The organism is Streptomyces sp. NPDC001717 (assembly GCF_042892775.1).
Lineage (GTDB): Bacteria > Actinomycetota > Actinomycetes > Streptomycetales > Streptomycetaceae > Streptomyces.
Window position 1 is genome coordinate 22,698 of the sequence record NZ_JBIAUK010000022.1, and the last position, 16,867, is coordinate 39,564.

The 16,867-nt window shown below is 71.1% G+C and carries 11 protein-coding genes and 6 tRNA genes; 6 read left to right on the top strand and 11 right to left on the bottom strand.

Annotated elements, in window-relative coordinates; genetic code table 11:
• Positions 1-206 precede the first annotated feature (206 nt).
• Both ACFYZL_RS28065 and ACFYZL_RS28070 read right to left on the bottom strand, forming a co-directional pair.
• Positions 207-1,469 (bottom strand): PP2C family protein-serine/threonine phosphatase, encoded by a 1,263-nt coding sequence (locus ACFYZL_RS28065; protein ID WP_388682757.1) that lies wholly within the window; start codon positions 1,467-1,469, stop codon positions 207-209.
• A 47-nt stretch (positions 1,470-1,516) separates the two neighbouring features.
• Positions 1,517-1,590 (bottom strand) — tRNA-Met (locus ACFYZL_RS28070).
• Positions 1,591-1,741: 151 nt separating this feature from the next.
• Between ACFYZL_RS28070 and ACFYZL_RS28075 the strand changes: the two genes are divergently transcribed.
• Positions 1,742-2,593, top strand: coding sequence for a YhjD/YihY/BrkB family envelope integrity protein (locus tag ACFYZL_RS28075; RefSeq protein WP_384755446.1), 852 nt, complete (start codon positions 1,742-1,744; stop codon positions 2,591-2,593).
• A gap of 10 nt (positions 2,594-2,603) precedes the next feature.
• Here ACFYZL_RS28075 and ACFYZL_RS28080 read toward each other — a convergent pair whose 3' ends face one another.
• The 6 genes from ACFYZL_RS28080 to ACFYZL_RS28105 form a co-directional block, all read right to left on the bottom strand.
• Positions 2,604-3,869, bottom strand: a complete 1,266-nt coding sequence (locus ACFYZL_RS28080) for a hypothetical protein (RefSeq protein WP_384755448.1) — start codon at positions 3,867-3,869, stop codon at positions 2,604-2,606.
• A gap of 216 nt (positions 3,870-4,085) precedes the next feature.
• Positions 4,086-4,158, bottom strand: a tRNA-Lys gene (locus ACFYZL_RS28085).
• Positions 4,159-4,299: 141 nt separating this feature from the next.
• Positions 4,300-6,591: a DEAD/DEAH box helicase gene (locus ACFYZL_RS28090; protein WP_388682759.1), complete on the bottom strand. Its 2,292-nt coding sequence runs from the start codon at positions 6,589-6,591 to the stop codon at positions 4,300-4,302.
• Between the two features lie 916 nt (positions 6,592-7,507).
• Complete coding sequence (locus ACFYZL_RS28095; RefSeq protein ID WP_384755453.1) at positions 7,508-7,882, bottom strand: fluoride efflux transporter FluC; 375 nt, start codon at positions 7,880-7,882, stop codon at positions 7,508-7,510.
• On the bottom strand, positions 7,879-8,367 hold the full coding sequence (locus ACFYZL_RS28100) for a CrcB family protein (protein WP_384755455.1): 489 nt from the start codon (positions 8,365-8,367) through the stop codon (positions 7,879-7,881). The genes ACFYZL_RS28095 and ACFYZL_RS28100 overlap by 4 nt, the downstream gene beginning before the upstream one ends.
• Positions 8,364-8,714 carry a metallopeptidase family protein gene (locus tag ACFYZL_RS28105; protein ID WP_376657960.1) on the bottom strand — a complete coding sequence of 117 codons (351 nt, stop codon included), beginning with the start codon at positions 8,712-8,714 and terminating at the stop codon, positions 8,364-8,366. Before ACFYZL_RS28105 ends, ACFYZL_RS28100 begins: the two co-directional genes overlap by 4 nt.
• Positions 8,715-8,817: 103 nt before the next feature.
• Between ACFYZL_RS28105 and ACFYZL_RS28110 the strand changes: the two genes are divergently transcribed.
• The 3 genes from ACFYZL_RS28110 to ACFYZL_RS28120 all read left to right on the top strand — a co-directional run bounded on the left by ACFYZL_RS28110 (position 8,818) and on the right by ACFYZL_RS28120 (position 9,098).
• Positions 8,818-8,890 (top strand) — tRNA-Glu (locus ACFYZL_RS28110).
• A 38-nt stretch (positions 8,891-8,928) separates the two neighbouring features.
• A tRNA-Asp gene (locus tag ACFYZL_RS28115) sits at positions 8,929-9,002 on the top strand.
• Positions 9,003-9,024: 22 nt separating this feature from the next.
• Positions 9,025-9,098 (top strand) — tRNA-Phe (locus ACFYZL_RS28120).
• Between the two features lie 37 nt (positions 9,099-9,135).
• Here ACFYZL_RS28120 and ACFYZL_RS28125 read toward each other — a convergent pair.
• Complete coding sequence (locus ACFYZL_RS28125) at positions 9,136-9,975, bottom strand: cytochrome c biogenesis CcdA family protein (protein ID WP_384755458.1); 840 nt, start codon at positions 9,973-9,975, stop codon at positions 9,136-9,138.
• Positions 9,972-10,688 (bottom strand): DsbA family protein, encoded by a 717-nt coding sequence (locus tag ACFYZL_RS28130; RefSeq protein WP_388682762.1) that lies wholly within the window; start codon positions 10,686-10,688, stop codon positions 9,972-9,974. Before ACFYZL_RS28130 ends, ACFYZL_RS28125 begins: the two co-directional genes overlap by 4 nt.
• A gap of 765 nt (positions 10,689-11,453) precedes the next feature.
• Between ACFYZL_RS28130 and hrpA the strand changes: the two genes are divergently transcribed.
• Both hrpA and ACFYZL_RS28140 read left to right on the top strand, forming a co-directional pair.
• On the top strand, positions 11,454-15,377 hold the full coding sequence (gene hrpA / locus ACFYZL_RS28135) for an ATP-dependent RNA helicase HrpA (RefSeq protein ID WP_384750250.1): 3,924 nt from the start codon (positions 11,454-11,456) through the stop codon (positions 15,375-15,377).
• A 71-nt stretch (positions 15,378-15,448) separates the two neighbouring features.
• A tRNA-Asp gene (locus ACFYZL_RS28140) sits at positions 15,449-15,522 on the top strand.
• A 723-nt stretch (positions 15,523-16,245) separates the two neighbouring features.
• On the opposite strand, the gene bldC is transcribed toward ACFYZL_RS28140, so the two are convergent.
• The gene (gene bldC, locus ACFYZL_RS28145; RefSeq protein WP_003949541.1) at positions 16,246-16,452 is read right to left on the bottom strand and encodes a developmental transcriptional regulator BldC; all 207 of its coding nucleotides are present in this window, start codon (positions 16,450-16,452) and stop codon (positions 16,246-16,248) included.
• Between the last annotated feature and the right edge of the window lie 415 nt (positions 16,453-16,867).

Genomic DNA, 16,867 nt, shown 5'->3' on the forward strand with positions numbered 1-16,867 from the left:
AAGCTGTTGCGATTGATCGTTCCCACCAATCAGCCACTCAACGACCGTCTTTGGCCAAGGCTTTTCGGTGCAGACAGGTGCGAATCCGGTCAATATTCAGAGGTTTACCTCACTTCTTCCGCCACATACGGAACGTGACGCCCCGTCAAGTTCCTCGCTGAGAGCACCCTTTCCTCTACGCAGCGTCACGCAACGTCCTCACGCCCTCACGGCCGCACCACCCTCACCGTCCTGCGCCGCTTCGGCTGCCCCTGCCCCGGCCGCCCCACCGCGAGCAGCGCCATGTCGTCCATCGCCCCTCCGCCCGTGTGCCGGCGCACATCGCTGCTGAGCGCTCCGAGGAGTTCCGCCGGTCCCGGGAACACCCGCCCGCGCAGCCGGGCCGCCGGGTCGTAGAACTCCCCCGTCACGCTCCGCGCCTCGGTCAGCCCGTCCGTGAACAGCAGCAGGGTGGCCCCCGCCGGGAAGGCCCACTCCTGAGCCGCGTCCGGCCAACCGCCCAACTCCCCCATGCCGAGCGGCAGGGCCGGCTCCGCCGGGGCGAGCACCGCCGGCTCCCCGTCCGCGTGCAGCAGCAACGGCTCGGGGTGCCCCCGGTTGAGCAACCGCAGCAGCGCCGCACCCGGCGGGATCTCGCCGAGGACGCACGTGGTGAACCCCTCCACCGCGTCCAGGCTGTCGCGCCGGGCGCCCTCCCGGGCCAGCGCCCGCTCCAGCCGCTGGGCCACCCCCTCCAGCGTCGGCTCGGTCTCCGCCGCCTCCCGGAAGGCGCCGAGCACCACGGCCACCGCCTCCACGGCGCCCAGCCCCTTGCCCCGTACGTCGCCCACCGCCAGGCGCACTCCGTACGGGGTGTCCTGGACGGCGTACAGGTCCCCGCCGATGAAGGCGTCGGCCCGCGCCGCCTCGTAGCGCGCGGAGACGTACAGCCCGGCGACGCGCTCGGCGGGCGTCGGCAGTACCGCCCGTTGCGCGGCCTCGGCGATCTCCCGAGCGGAGGCGAGGCGTTCACCGCTGCGCCGCACCACCCGGTTGATCAGGACCGCCAGCGCGGACACGGTGAGGACGGTGGCCAGCTCGGTGAGCGCCGTCGCCTGCCAGAAGGTGCCGTGGTGGACGTGCAGCACGAACACCGTGAGCGAGGCCAGCAGACCCGTCAGGAGCGTGCCCAGGAGGCTGAGGAGGGGAGCGGCGACCAGCGGAGCCGCCGAGAAGAACGGGGATCCGGTGAAGCTGGGCGGGGTCGTGAGGTCGAATGCGAGACCGAGGGCGATCAGCACGAGGGGCAGGGTCCGCAGGAGCCTCGCCACCGTCCCGCTCCCGGCTCCGTCCGCGCGGTCACCGTCGTCGCCCTGCCGGGCCAGCCCCACCACGCCGTTCTCCTGCCGCCGGGTCCCTCGCCCCTCCAAGGCTGGCGTCCCGAGCGGCCCCGGGGCGAGCCGGCGGCGGCCGTACGGGTGAAGCGACATACGACGAAGGCCCGGTTCCCATCAGGGAACCGGGCCTTCGTACTGAGTAGCGGGGACAGGATTTGAACCTGCGACCTCTGGGTTATGAGCCCAGCGAGCTACCGAGCTGCTCCACCCCGCGTCGGTAAACACAACTGTACGCCATCCGGGGAGCGCCCAGCGCCAATTAATCGCCCCACCACTCCACGGCAGCACCAAATGCCCGATATGCAACATTCCGTGGCCAATCTCGTGCACTGTGGTCACAGCCGTGCCTCATGAGGAGTTCCAACGTGGCTGAACCGAAAGCCGGGCCGCGCAGGTTCCGGCTGCCCGGCTGGATGCGCAAGCACACCCCGCTCCTGTACCGGATCATCGAGCAGCTCGCCGACGTCAAGGTGCTCGACTGCGCGACCCGGCTTGCCGCCCAGGCCTTCCTCGGAGCGCTGCCCGCACTCTTCGTCATCGGCACCGTCGCGCCGGACTGGCTCCAGCAGCAGTTGGTCTCGTCCATCCGTACGACCCTGGGCCTGCAGGACGCCGCGCTGGACCAGGTACGGGCCCTGTACTCCGGCGGCGACGTCGCGACCGCCACCAGCACCGGCCTCGTCGGGGTCTTCGTCGCCGTGTTGTCGGCGACCGCGTGCAGCCGGGCCATGCAGCGGACCTGCGAGCGCTGCTGGCACCTCCCGAAGGCCAAGGCCACGCTCGCGGCCTGGCGGTGGGTGGCCTGGGTCAGCGTCTGGCTGGTCGCGCTGCTCTTCCAGGGCCCGATCCAGGACGCCTTCGGCACCGGCCCGCTCGGCGGCTTCTTCCTGGCCCTGGTGACCAGCGTCCTGCTGTGGTGGTGGACGCAGCACCTGCTGCTCGCCGCCCGCGTCCCGTGGCTTCCCCTGCTGCCCGGCGCGGTGCTGGCCGGGGTCGGGCAGCAGATCATGACCGCGGTCTCGAAGGTCTACCTGCCCCACGCCGTGGCCCACAGCATGAAGCAGTACGGCAGCCTCGGCTCGGTGTTCGTCCTGCTGTCCTGGCTGATCATGCTGTTCGTCGTCGTGACGGTTGCCATCGCCCTGGGGTACGTCGTGGCGCACGAGCCCTTCCTCGCCCGCCGGCTCCGCACTCCCCTCCCCCCACCGCGCCCGTGACCGTGGCCGGCTACGGCCCCTCGGGACCACCCGCCCGGGCATCGCTGCGCCCGCCGGCCGCCAGCAGTGCCAACACGGCCAGCAGGACGAGCAGGATGAGCACCAGCAGCAGCACCGTGAGCACCGTCGGGTGGTTCCACAGCGCGAACACGAGCGCCAGGACCACCAGTACGCCGATGGTGAGCGCGCGCCGCCGGGACGCCACCCACACACCGACCCTGCCCGTGCGCACCCCGTGGGCGGCGCCCCAGCCGACGGCCGAGTCGGCGGCGAGTTCCGCCCTGCCCCGCACACCGCGCGGCAGCCGGCCCGCACCGGACAGATAGGCGCCGAGGGCCACCACGACCCCCAGGACCATCGCGGTGCGCAGGCTGACCCGCAGGAACCGCACCAGCGTGTCGAAGACGGCCGCCGCCGCGGCCGGGGACTGGACCTCCGCCGGGAGGTGGTCGAGGTAGTAGCGGCGGGCGACGACCAGGGCGATGGCGACGACGAGGCAGGCGGCGGCCGCGCACAGGGCCGTGGTCACCAGCGCCCGGCGGCGGCGCCGCGCGAGCAGTACGCCGATCGCCCCGAGGACCACCGTGATGACGGGCAGCCAGTTGCCGAGGACGTCCAGGAGGTGGACCGCGTTGCGGATCTTCGCCAGCTTGTCCGACTGGAACAGCACCATCTGCTTGTTGACCTCGGGGATCTTCTCCGCCGGTTTGATGCCGGCCTTCACGAGGTCCTCCTTGACCTGGTCCACGGCCTCGCCGACGTTGAGCGTGACGGTGCCGCCCTCGACCTCGACCGCGCCGCGGCCCTGGCCGGTGAGCGCGTGCACGACCGCGTTGTGGGCGGCCCGGTTGGCCGTCGTCCAGATCTTCTCGAAGCGGTCGCTCTCGACGAAGCGGGTCGCGATCTTGTTGACGGCCGAGTCGGCCGCCGAGTCCAGCTGCGGGCCGAGCGCCTTGACCGCGTTGCCGACGCGCGGCGGCAGCCCCTGCGATTCCAGCCACTTCGCCAGGTCGTCCGTGACCTGCGAGCCGTCGATCCGTACGTCGGCCGCCTCGGTGATGCGGTGCGCGGCGGCCTGCTCGATCGCCGGGTTCGAGGCGAGCGGGGCGACCGTGGACACGTACCGGTTGGTGTCCAGCACGATGTCGTGCACCCAGACCGTCATGAGGGACACCGGTACGAGGATGCAGGTGAGCGTGATCAGGACGGCCGAGGCGACGCTCGCGGCGATCCGCCGGCCGTGCGACGTGCTCGGCGGCTGGGACGGCTGGTTCATGGCGCTCCCGGGGACGACTGAGGCGAACAATCACCTCCGCCCATTGGACGGGTGCCCCGGCCGGGTCCGCACCTCCAGCGGGCGAAAGGGATGACGCACCGTCGGCCCGCACACGGGGGCCTGGCCCGGCCCGGGAACGACGGAGCGCCCCGCCCGGCCGAAACCGGAAGGGGCGCCCAGTACCAGGTCGGAGGCGTGGCCTCGGCCCGGGAGCGGTAGGCCATGTCGGACTCGAACCGACAACCAACGGATTAAAAGTCCGCTGCTCTGCCAATTGAGCTAATGGCCCTCCACGTGCTCACCCCAGAGCATAGCCGCAGAGCGCCCGTCAGCCGATCGGGTATCCGATGCCCGGCCTGTCGGCATGCGACAGGGCCCCCACGACCGGAGTCGTGGGGGCCCTGTCGGACGGTCAGATCAGGACCGATCGTCAGCCGTTGCGCTTCCAGCGCGGCTTGTCGTCGCGGCGGCCGCCGAAGGAGCCGGTGGAGCCGGACGGACGGTGGTCGTCACGACGGCCGTACGGGCGGTCGCCGGCGCCGCCGGAGCGGAAGCCACCGGACGGACGGTCGTCACGACGGTCGCGGTTGAAGGGACGGTCGCCGCCACCGGAGCGGAAGCCGCCCGAGGACTGGCGGTCGTCACGGTTGTAGCCGCCGGAGGAGGGGCGGTCGTCGCGGCGGAAGCCGCCACGGTCGCCACCGCGGTCGTCACGGTTGAAGCCACCCGACGGGCGGTCGTCACGACGGAAACCACCGGAGGACGGACGGTCGTCACGGCGGAAGCCACCGGAGGACGGACGGTCGTCGCGACGGAAACCGCCGGAGGAGGGGCGGTCGTCGCGGCGGAAGCCGCCACGGTCGCCACCGCGGTCGTCACGGTTGAAGCCACCCGACGGGCGGTCGTCACGACGGAAACCACCGGAGGACGGACGGTCGTCACGGCGGAAGCCGCCACGGTCGCCACCGCGGTCGCCGCGGTCGTCACGACGGAAGCCGCCACGGTCGCCACCGCGGTCGCCGCGGTCGTCACGACGGAAACCACCGCGGTCGCCACCGCGGTTGTCGCGGCGCTCGAAGTTGCCGCGGTCGTCGCGCTGGGCGCGGTTCTCCTCGCGGCGCTCCTGCGCGGCCAGTTCGGCGGCAGCGGCCGCGGCGGCTGCCGCGACCTCGGCCTCGGCGACGGCCGCGACCTCGGCGACAGCGGCCTCCGGGTCCTCGCCGCGCTCACGCGCGGAGCGGGCGACCAGACGGTCGGCCTCCTCGCGGAGTTCGGCGGCACGGCGCGTCAGACGCTCCAGCTGCTTGGTGAGCTCGGCGACCTCGCGCTCGGCCTGCTTGGCGGCGTTGTTCGCGGAGTCGGCCTGGACCTCGGTCAGCGACCGGGCACCGGTGATCTCGGCGACCTCCGGCTCGAAGGCGCCGGCGCCCTGGACGATGTGGCGCGAGGCGTCGACGCCCGCGTCCTCCATCAGGCGGAAGATCTGGCGACGCTGGTGCGGCAGGGCCAGGGAGACCACGACACCCGACTTGCCGGCGCGGGCGGTACGGCCCGAGCGGTGCAGGTAGTCCTTGTGGTCGCCGGCCGGGTCCACGTTCAGGACCAGGTCGATGCCGTCGACGTGGATGCCGCGGGCGGCGACGTCGGTGGCGACGAGCGCGTTGACGTAGCCGTCCTTGAAGTCGGCGAGGACGCGGGTACGGGCGCCCTGCGTCATGCCGCCGTGCAGCGCGTCGGCCTTCACGCCGGCCTCGACGAGCTGCTCGGCGATGCGGTCGGCGCCCAGCTGGGTGCGGACGAAGATGATGGTGCGGCCCTTGCGGGCGGCGATGGCGGCCGTGACCGGCGCCTTGTCCTTCGGCTTCACGACGAGCACGTGGTGCGTCATGGTCGTGACGTTGCCCTGCGCGCTGTCGACCTCGTGCGTGACGGGGTTGGACAGGTAGCGCTTGACCAGGGTGCCGATCTCGTTCTCCATGGTGGCGGAGAAGAGCATGCGCTGGCCGCCCTCGGGGATCTGGTCGAGCAGCTCGGTGACCTCGGGCAGGAAGCCCAGGTCGGCCATCTGGTCGGCCTCGTCGAGGACCGCGACCGAGACGTTCTCCAGGGAGCAGGCGCCGCGGTTGATGATGTCGCGGAGACGGCCCGGGGTGGCGACGAGGATGTCGACGCCGCGCTCCAGGGCGTAGATCTGGTTGCTCATCGAGGTGCCGCCGCAGACGACCTTCATCTTCAGGCCGAGCACGTCGCCGTAGGGCTGGAGGGCGTCCGCGACCTGCATCGCGAGCTCACGCGTCGGCGTCAGGATGATCGCGCGGGGCTTCTTCTTGTCGGTGAAGCCGCCGGCCAGCTGGGCCAGGGTCGGCAGACCGAAGGAGAGGGTCTTGCCGGAGCCGGTGCGGCCACGGCCGAGGATGTCCTTGCCGGCCAGGGCGTCCGGGATGGTCGCGGCCTGGATCGGGAAGGGGGTGGTGACACCGTTCTGCGCGAGCTTGCGCACGACGCCCTCCGGCAGACCGAGGTCGGCGAAGGTGATCGTGGGCTCGGCGTCGGCGTCGTCGGCCTCGTCGTCGAAGGAGTCGACGTCGTCGATCGAGTCGGCGGGGTCGATGGACTGGTCGGTCGTCACGTCGGCCTCGAGCGCTTCGATGATCTCGTCGGTGACGATCTCGTTCGAGTCGTTCTCGGGCATGACGGCGCGGTCAGAACTGGAAATGGACATGCGAAATGCGAAACCTTCCGGAGTCTCGGCACGCGCCCAAACTCCGTGAATCGCAAATCGACCGCCTCAATGCGGTCAGCCACGGCTAGGGAGAGTACGCGCCACACGGCGCTCTTCGGATTCGGCGCCGGGCAATGGGATCAAACGATCTATAACCATACGCACCCTCCCCGGGGTCTGGCAAGTCGCTCCGGGAGAAACCCGCCTGACCTGCGGCGATGCCGCACGCCGGGGGAGGGGGCGGCTGGGGCGTCCCGGGCCCTAGGCCTGCGGGCCCGGGCCCGGCTGGTTGCTGGGCTCCGGCTGCGGGGTCGTCGGATTCGCAGTGGGCTCCGTCACAGGCGGAGTGGTGGCCGGCGGCGGGGTCGGGCTCGCCGAATGCTGGCCGCCGCCCGAGCCCCCCGCCCCGCCGGAGCCGCCCGCACCTCCCGATCCACCGGAACCGCCGGATCCGCCCGTCGGCGGCTGCTGGGCGCCCTGGCCGCCGGCGCCGCCGCCCGGACCGGCCGACGGCGCCGGCACTCCCGGCTGCCCGCTCGGCGCGCCCGGGCTGGGCGAGGCACCGGTCGCACCCGAGGCCTTCCCCTCGCCCTCGGTCCTGCCGCCCTGGCTCCCCGTACCGTCCTTCCCGCCGCGCACGCCACTGTGCGTCCCGGCACCCTTCCCGGAAGCGGAACCTCCGCCGACCGCCGCACCCCGACGGTCCGAAGAGGAGGAGGGTCCGGGCTTCGCCTCGTCCTGGCCGACGCTCATGCAGCCCGCCGCGGCCGCGACCGCGAGCGCGGTGACGGCCAGTCGGAGGGGAGCGGACAACTGGCGCACGGGGCACCTCCGAAGCCTGGGGGACGGGGCGGCCGGCGGCGTCCGCCGGCGGGTCGATGTGCCCAACTCCCTTTGCCCCGCAAGGGACACGCCCTCAGGCGAACAGCTGCCGGGCCAACTCCGACCCCAGGTGCACGGCCCCCAGCCCGACCAGCACCGACGCCGACACGTTCGCGGCGGCCAGGAACTTCCAACCGCGTTCGACGAGCCGCAGCGTCTCGTACGAGAACGTCGAGTACGTGCTCAGCGCCCCGCACAGCCCCGGCCCCACCAGCAGCACCAGCCACGAGGAGGCCGCCCCCGCCAGTGCCGCCCCGGTCAGCACCCCCAGCACCAGGCACGCCGCGGCGTTCACCACGAACGTCCCCCACGGGAACACCGAGTCGTGGCGGGCCTGCACCGCCCGGTCCGTCAGATAGCGCAGCGGCGCGCCCACGACGGCGCCCGCCACCACGAGCAGCCAGTTCACCGGGCCGCCACCCGGCCCGCCCGCCACCGGACCGCCGACCGCGTCACCGAGGCCGCCGCCCACACCGCGCCCATCGCGGCGACCAACGTGAGCCCGGCGTACCCGAGCGCCCGGTCGGCCTGGCCCGCGTCCAGGAGCCGCGAGAAGTCCACGGCGTAGGTCGAGAAGGTGGTGAAGCCGCCGAGCACGCCGACGCCTGCGAAGGGCCGCACCAGCGGGTGCGCCGACCGCCCGCCCTCACTGATCAGCACCATCAGCACGCCGATGAGCGCGCACCCGAGTGCGTTGACCCACAGGGTCGCCCACGGGAAGTCCCCGCCCGCGGCCGGCCACGCCAGCGAGACCGCGTACCGCGCCGAGGCCCCCACGGCCCCGCCCGCCGCCACGGCCGCGAGCACCCGGCCCTGCGGTTCGGCGCGCTGCGCCGGCACATGGAGGTCGACGTCCGGATCGATCGCCTCGGCATCGGGGACCGGGCGGGTCACCCGTACCCCAGGGCGTGCAGCCGGTCGTCGTCGATGCCGAAGTGGTGGGCGATCTCGTGGACCACGGTGACCTCCGTCTCCGCGACCACGCTCTCCCGATCCTCGCACATCCGCAACGTGGGGTTCCGGTAGATGGTGATCCGGTCCGGCAGCACCCCGGCGTACCACTCGCCGCGGTCCGTCAGCGGCGTTCCCTCGTACAGCCCGAGCAGCTCGGGGTCGTGGGCGGGCGGCTCGTCCTCGACGAACACCGCCACGTTGTCCATCAGCCGCGTCAGCTCCGGCGGAATCCGGTCCAGCGCCTCTGCGACGAGCTCTTCGAACTCCTCGCGCGTCATCTCCAGCACCGGGCCATTGTCCCCCCGGGGGAAACCGTTTTGGCGATAGCTCCCCGGATCCCATATGCTTCTCACGTCCCCGACGCGCTGGAAAGTGCCCGGTGGGTCTTTAGCCCTCATCGTCTAGTGGCCCAGGACGCCGCCCTTTCAAGGCGGTAGCACGGGTTCGAATCCCGTTGGGGGTACGCATTACCGTGTGCGAGACTTGTCTCGCACATTGCAAGGTCCTGTGGAGCAGTTGGTTAGCTCGCCACCCTGTCAAGGTGGAGGTCGCGGGTTCAAGTCCCGTCAGGATCGCCGAGACCGGAAACGGTCTCTTGGTCGGGTAGCTCAGTTGGTACGAGCGATCGCCTGAAAAGCGATAGGTCGCCGGTTCGACCCCGGCCCCGACCACGTGAAGAAGCCCCGTCCTCGGACGGGGCTTCTTGCGTTACTCCCCGGACCCGGCCCGGGTCCCGGCCCCGGGCCGCATCCACCGCACCAGCGCAAAGACCGCCGCCCCGGCCACGACCAGCCCGAGCACCGCCCAGTCCGGAACCGCGGCCGTCACCGACCGCACCCATTCCTCCACCGCGTACGAGTCGTCCACGTCCAGCAGCCCCGGCAGCGCGCTCGCCCCGTCGTACACGAGGAACAGCGCGCCCAGGGTGACGAAGAACAGCCCGGACAGCAGCGACGTGGTGTGCAGCTCGAAGCGGCCCACCGTCAGGGCCCGGCCGCGCAGCCAGCGCCGCCGGCCGAGCTCGAACCGCTCCCAGAGCACGGCCAGCACGAACAGCGGTACGGCCATCCCCAGCGCGTAGACCGCCAGCAGCAGTCCGCCGTACACGGGGCTGCCGCTGACCGCCGCCACCGTCAGGACGCTGCCGAGGATCGGGCCGGCGCAGAACCCGGCCAGCCCGTAGACCGCCCCCAGCGCGTACACCGACAGGGCGGTGGTCGGCCGGATCCGTCCGGACAGCTCCGAGATCCGCCTCGGGGCGAAGCCGAGGCCCAGGATCTGCGCGAGCCCGAGCGCGATGATCAGCCAGCCGCCGGTGAGGACGAGGGCCTCCCGGTTGCCGTGGAAGAACCGCCCGGCGTACGAACCGGCCGCGCCCAGCGGTACGAGGGTGCTCGCCAGGCCCGCGTAGAAGATCCCGGTCCGGGCCAGCAGACGCGAGGTCGAATCGATCGAGTACGCGAAGAAGGCGGGCAGCAGCAGTGCGCTGCACGGGCTGAGCAGGGCGAGGAGGCCCCCGAGCAGGGCGGCCAGGTATCCGATGGTCACCGCTGCGCCGCCGCCTTGGCCTCGGCGATGGCGGTCTCGAACGCCCGGAGCGGCTGCGCCCCGGCGATCGGCTTGCCGCCCACCAGGAAGGACGGGGTGGAGCCGACGCCGATCCGGTACCCCTCCTCCTGGTCCTTCTTCAGGGCCGCGGCGGCCTCGTCGCCGGCCATGTCCGCCTTGAAGCGCTCCTGGTCGGGGACCCCGGCCTCGCGGGCCAGCTCCAGCAGCCGGTCCTCGCCGAAGCCCTTCTCCTTCGAGCCCTCGGCGTACGCGGCGGTGTGGAACTGCTGGAACCGGCCCTGCCGGCCCGCCGCCCAGGCGGCCTTGGCGGCGGCCTCGGATTCGGCGCCGAAGATCGGGAAGTTGCGCCACTCGATGCGGAGGGTGCCGTCGGCCACGTACTTCTTGACCAGCTCGGGCTCGGTGTCGCGGGCGAACTTCGCGCAGTAGCCGCACTTGAAGTCGGAGTACTCGATGAGCACGACGGGCGCGTCGGTGCGGCCCACGGCGAGCGCGTCGCCGTCCTCGCGGCGGGCGAGCGCCTTCAGCTGCGCGGCGGCGGGATCCTCGCGGGGCGGGGCGGCGGCCACCGCCCCGCCGGACCCCTTCTCCGCCGGGGCGGTGGCCTGCCAGGACACGATCCCGAGGGTGACTGCGGCGAGGGCGACCCCGGCGGAGATCAGGAAGGGCCGGGGGGACTTGCGGGAAGACATACGGGTGCGTGCTCCAGAACTACGGATCGGATGTGTGTGGCGCGGCGTCCTGCCGCCGGGGCCGGATCGGTGGCACCCCCGCGCCGGCGGGGCCGGGTGTGCGGTGGGCCCCCGCAGGGCGTCGACCGCCGGTGCTCGGCGGCCCGGCCCGCGTGACACCCCCGCGCCGGCGGGGTCGGGTGTGTGGCGGGGCGCCCCCGCAGGGCTTCGAACGAAACCCGCTCGTGTTGCCGGTGCCGCATGGGGTTCGACGCCCGAGGAGGTGCCCCGGCGTGCGCCCGGCCCCGACGGCCCACCCTGTGGCCGGCTCGGGCGGGGGTGCCGCTGCGCGGGGCTGGTCCCCTACCCGCCCTTCCACCGTTCCCCGGGCTCCGCCCGGACCCGTCCTGGGGCTCCGCCCCAGACCCCGCGCCTCAAACGCCGGCGAGGCTGGAGGGTGGCCCCGCGCCTCGAAAGCCGGCGAGGCCGGATGGTGGCCCCGTGCCTCGAACCGCGGACAGGCTGGGATTGCCGCACCCGGCGGACGGCAGGGGCAAAAACCAGCCTCGCCGGCGTTTGAGGCGCGGGCGCGGAGCGCCGTCGGGGGGACGGGAGGACGGCGGCGGAGCCCCGGGACCCCGTGGTCGAAGCGGTCCGCGCCGGAGGCGACGGGCATGCGTGGGGCCTCTCACGGTCGACGGCGGGGGACTCGTCCCGAAATGGTACGGGTCCACCCGACAAATGCGTTCGCCACCCGGAGGGACCAGGTGAGATCCTCGATCAGGTATGTCTACTTCCTTCGCCGCCCTGCAGACGCTTCTCGGTGAGATCTCCCTCCGCGACGCGCACCGCCTCGGCCGCCGCCTTGAAGGCGCCCGCCGTATCCGCAAGCCCGAGGCCAAGCAGGCCGTGCTCGACGAGATCGCCGCGGAGGCCGCGAAGGCCGCCGAGCGACTGGCCGGCCGTGCCTCGCGCATGCCCGAGGTCACGTATCCCGAGAACCTGCCCGTCAGCCAGAAGAAAGACGAGATCGCCGAGGCGATACGCGACCACCAGGTCGTGATCGTCGCGGGCGAGACCGGCTCCGGCAAGACCACGCAGATCCCCAAGATCTGCATGGAGCTGGGCCGCGGCGTCCGGGGCATGATCGGGCACACCCAGCCCCGCAGGATCGCCGCCCGCACCGTCGCGGAGCGCATCGCGGAGGAGCTGAAGTCCGAGATCGGACAGACGGTCGGTTGGAAGGTCCGGTTCACCGACCAGGTGGACCAGGACGCGACCTTCGTGAAGCTGATGACCGACGGCATCCTGCTCGCCGAGATCCAGACGGACCGCGAGCTGCGCGCGTACGACACGATCATCATCGACGAGGCCCACGAACGCAGCCTCAACATCGACTTCCTGCTCGGCTACCTGGCCACGCTGCTCCCGAAGCGCCCCGACCTCAAGGTCGTCATCACCTCGGCGACCATCGACCCGGAGCGCTTCTCCCGACACTTCGGGGACGCCCCGATCGTCGAGGTCAGCGGCCGGACGTATCCCGTCGAGGTCCGCTACCGGCCGCTGCTGGAAGAGGACAGCGAGGAGAGCGACCGGGACCAGATCACCGCCATCTGCGACGCGGTCGACGAACTGCAGGCGGAGGGCGCCGGGGACATCCTCGTGTTCCTCTCCGGAGAGCGCGAGATCCGCGACACCGCCGACGCGCTGATCAAGAAGAAGCTGCGCTTCACCGAGGTGCTCCCGCTCTACGCCCGGCTCTCGCACGCCGAGCAGCACCGGGTCTTCCAGCCCCACACCGGCCGCCGGATCGTCCTCGCGACCAACGTCGCCGAGACCTCCCTCACCGTCCCGGGCATCAAGTACGTGATCGACCCGGGCACCGCCCGGATCTCCCGCTACAGCCATCGCACCAAGGTCCAGCGGCTGCCCATCGAGCGGATCTCGCAGGCCAGCGCCAACCAGCGCAAGGGCCGCTGCGGCCGTACCAGCGACGGCATCTGCATCCGGCTGTACTCGGAGGACGACTTCGACGCCCGTCCCGAGTTCACGGACGCGGAGATCCTGCGCACGAACCTGGCCTCCGTCATCCTCCAGATGACCGCCGCCGGTCTCGGCGAGATCGAGAAGTTCCCCTTCATCGACCCGCCGGACCACCGCAACATCCGCGACGGCGTGCAGCTCCTCCAGGAGCTCGGAGCGCTGGACCCGGCGGAGAAGGACCCGAAGAAGCGGCTCACCCAGATGGGACGCAAGCTCTCCCAGCTGCCGGTGGACCCCCGTCTGGCCCGCATGGTCGTCGAGGCCGACAAGAACAACTGCGTCCGCGAGGTCATGGTCATCGCGGCGGCCCTGTCCATCCAGGACCCGCGCGAGCGGCCCTCGGACAAGCAGACCCAGGCCGACCAGAACCACGCCCGGTTCAAGGACGAGACCTCCGACTTCCTGGCCTACCTCAACCTCTGGCGGTACGTCCGCGAGCAGCAGAAGGAGCGCGGCTCGTCCTCGTTCCGCCGGATGTGCAAGCAGGAGTACCTGAACTTCCTGCGGATCCGCGAGTGGCAGGACATCTACTCGCAGCTGCGCACGGTCGCCAAGACCATGGGGATCCACGTCAACGAGGCCGACGCCCCCGAGACGAGCGTCCACATCTCGCTGCTGGCCGGTCTGCTCTCGCACATCGGGCTCAAGGACACCGACAAGAACGAGTACCTGGGGGCCCGGTCCGCGAAGTTCGCGGTCTTCCCCGGGTCGGCGCTCTTCAAGAAGCAGCCGAAGTTCCTGATGTCCGCGGAGCTGGTGGAGACCTCGCGGCTGTGGGCCCGGGTCAACGCCAAGGTGGAGCCCGAGTGGGTGGAGCCCCTCGCCCAGCACCTGATCAAGCGCACGTACAGCGAGCCGCACTGGGAGAAGGACCAGGCGGCGGTGATGGCCTACGAGAAGGTCACGCTGTACGGCGTACCGATCGTGGCGCAGCGGAAGATCAACTACGGCCGGATCGACCCCGAGGTCTCGCGCGAGCTGTTCATCCGCAACGCGCTGGTCGAGGGCGACTGGCGGACGCACCACAAGTTCTACGCCGACAACCGCAAGCTCCTCACCGAGGTCGAGGAGCTGGAGAACCGGGCGCGGCGCCGCGACATCGTGGTGGACGACGAGACGCTGTTCGACTTCTACGACCAGCGGATCCCCGAGCACGTGGTGTCGGGGGCGCACTTCGACTCCTGGTGGAAGCACAAGAAGCGCGAGGAGCCCGAACTCCTCGACTTCGAGCGCGAGATGCTGCTGACGGAGAAGGCGGCCGGGGTCACCAAGGCCGACTATCCCGACAGCTGGTCGCAGGGGCGTCTGAAGTTCCGGGTGACCTACCAGTTCGAGCCGGGCGCGGACGCGGACGGCGTGACCGTCCACATCCCGCTCCAGGTGCTGAACCAGGTGACCGACCAGGGCTTCGACTGGCAGATCCCGGGTCTGCGCGAGGAGGTCGTCACGGAGCTGATCCGGTCCCTCCCGAAGCCGATCCGCCGGCACTACGTGCCCGCGCCGAACTACGCGGGCCGTTTCCTCGACACGGCCGTCCCCCTGCAGGAGCCGCTGCCGGTGACCCTGGCGCGCGAACTCCAGCGGATGGTCGGGGTGCCGGTCTCGGCCGAGGACTTCGACCTGACCCGGATCCCGGACCACCTGAAGATCACCTTCCGGATCGTCGACGAGCGTCGCAAGAAGCTCGCCGAGGACAAGGACCTGGAGGCCCTGCGGCTGAAGCTGAAGCCGAAGGCCCGCCAGGCGCTGTCCAAGGCCGCCGCGGCCACGGCCGAGCGGGCCGGCGGGGAGTCGGTGGAGCGCACCGGGCTGACCGACTGGACGATCGGCACGCTGGCCAAGGTCTTCGAGACCCGGCGGGCGGGCCAGCCGGTGAAGGCCTATCCGGCGCTGGTGGACGAGGGCTCGACCGTTTCCGTACGGCTCTTCGACACGGAGGCCGAGCAGCAGCAGGCGATGTGGCCGGCCACCCGCAGGCTCATCCTGCTGAACATCCCGGTGAATCCGGCGAAGTTCGCCTCGGACCATCTGACGAACCAGCAGAAGCTGGCCCTGTCGAGGAACCCGCACGGCTCCATCCAGGCGCTGTTCGACGACTGCGCCACCGCCGCGACCGACAAGCTGATCGCCGACCACGGCGGCCCGGCCTGGGACGAGGCCGGCTTCCGCAAGCTCTACGAGGCGGTCCGCGCCGACCTGGTGGACACCACGGTGCGGACGGTGGGCCAGGTCCAGCAGGTGCTGGCCGCCTGGCAGGCCTGCGAGCGGCGGCTGAAGTCGACGAGCAGCCTCGCGCTGGTCGCCAACATCCAGGACGTGAAGACGCAGCTGGCGGCGCTCATGCCGGCCGGCTTCGTCACCCTCACCGGGCTGCGCAGGCTGCCGGACCTGATGCGCTACCTGGTGGCGGCCGACCGACGGCTCCAGCAGATGCCCACGGGCGTCCAGCGCGACACCACGCGCATGGAGAAGGTGCACGAGATGCAGGACGAGTACGCCTGGCTGCTGGAGCAGTTGCCGAAGGGCCGGCCCGTGCCACAGGCCGTCACGGACATCCGCTGGATGATCGAGGAACTGCGGGTGAGCTACTTCGCGCACGCGCTCGGCACGGCGTACCCGATCTCCGACAAGCGCATCGTGAAGGCGGTGGACGCGGCCGCCCCGTGATCGGGTTCGACCGCACCCCCTGAGCTGCTGTACAGTCTGTTTCGCAGCCACGCCGATCGGCTGCGAATCAAGGTCCTGTGGAGCAGTTGGTTAGCTCGCCACCCTGTCAAGGTGGAGGTCGCGGGTTCAAGTCCCGTCAGGATCGCAACAACGTCAGGGCCCGTATCCCCCAGGGGATACGGGCCCTGACGCATTGACAGGCGCGGTCGCTCGGGGTGGCCTTGGAGCCGCCCTGGAGGCATCGCGCCCACCGCCGGGCTCCCCGCGGCCGGGGAGCTCCCCGGAGGGCCTCAGGCGGCCGCATAGGCCCTCACTGGGACGCATAGATCCTCATGGACCAGCCCGGTTACCGACCGGTCGGCCGGTGAACCCCCGTCCGACCCCCTCCGGGCCCCTTCCGACCCCCTCCGGGCCCCTTCCGGCTCCCTTCCGGACCCCTTCCGGCTCCGCTCGCGCGCTCACCGTGCCCACCGCCGCGAGAATCCCCCGTTCGCATGATGCGCTCCGCCTCGCACGTCCCCTTACGGGGTGCAATGCCGGAAATACAAGAGTGATCATCTGTGACGGGAGTCACCGCACGAGTTTTTGAGACTCGTATGTTTATCGCGCCCCTACGCAGCCTCGATTTAATATGTGCAATGGCACCCCCTCGTGGGCACGACCCCCGCGACCCCCCGCACCGCCCTGACCAGCGCATAAAAAAGATCGCGCTGGACCCGGCGGAGTCCAGCGCGATCGGACGACATGAACCTGTTGGGGCAGGTCGCGTCGCATGAAGCTGTGTGGGTTTCCTCGGATTGGGGGACCCGATTCAGACCCTCCCCCGGCTGTCGCCGGGAGATGTCCCCTAAAAGGGGTGCTGCGAACCTCAGGCCTCGCTGCGCTGCTGCGGAATTCCCGCAAGCAGTGCGCGGACCTCGGCCTCGCGGTAACGGCGGTGTCCACCCAGGGTGCGGATGGACGTGAGCTTGCCGGCCTTGGCCCAGCGGGTAACCGTCTTCGGGTCCACGCGGAACATGGTGGCAACCTCAGCCGGGGTCAGCAGCGGCTCGGCATCAGGGGTGCGAGCGGTCATGAGCGGCCTCCTCGGGAGAACCGAACCATCTCGGTTCTTTCCTCTAAATTCTGCACCTTGGCCCGCGTTGCCCGAAATGGACATACGCGGGCCGAGTCGGTTATAGGACGAACGGCTTGTCCTCGGCACTACAACTACACCATCCGTCCAGCCCCAAGGGCCAAACCGACGGAATTGCCCTCCGAGGTGTTCATCAGCGGCGGAAGCCCGATGGACCGCCCCATAACGGACAGTCACCCCACTGTGACGATCAGTCACAGAACAATCAGGAGTCGTCAGACCCCCCGTAGAGCGCAATGCCGAGCATTCCGCCCTTAGTTGGGCGGAAGGAACCCTCCCCGGACTCCTTGTCCTATTTTGGCACGAGGGTAGGGGAAGGGCGCAAGGGTGTGGTTAGTGCGGTCCGTCACGCTTG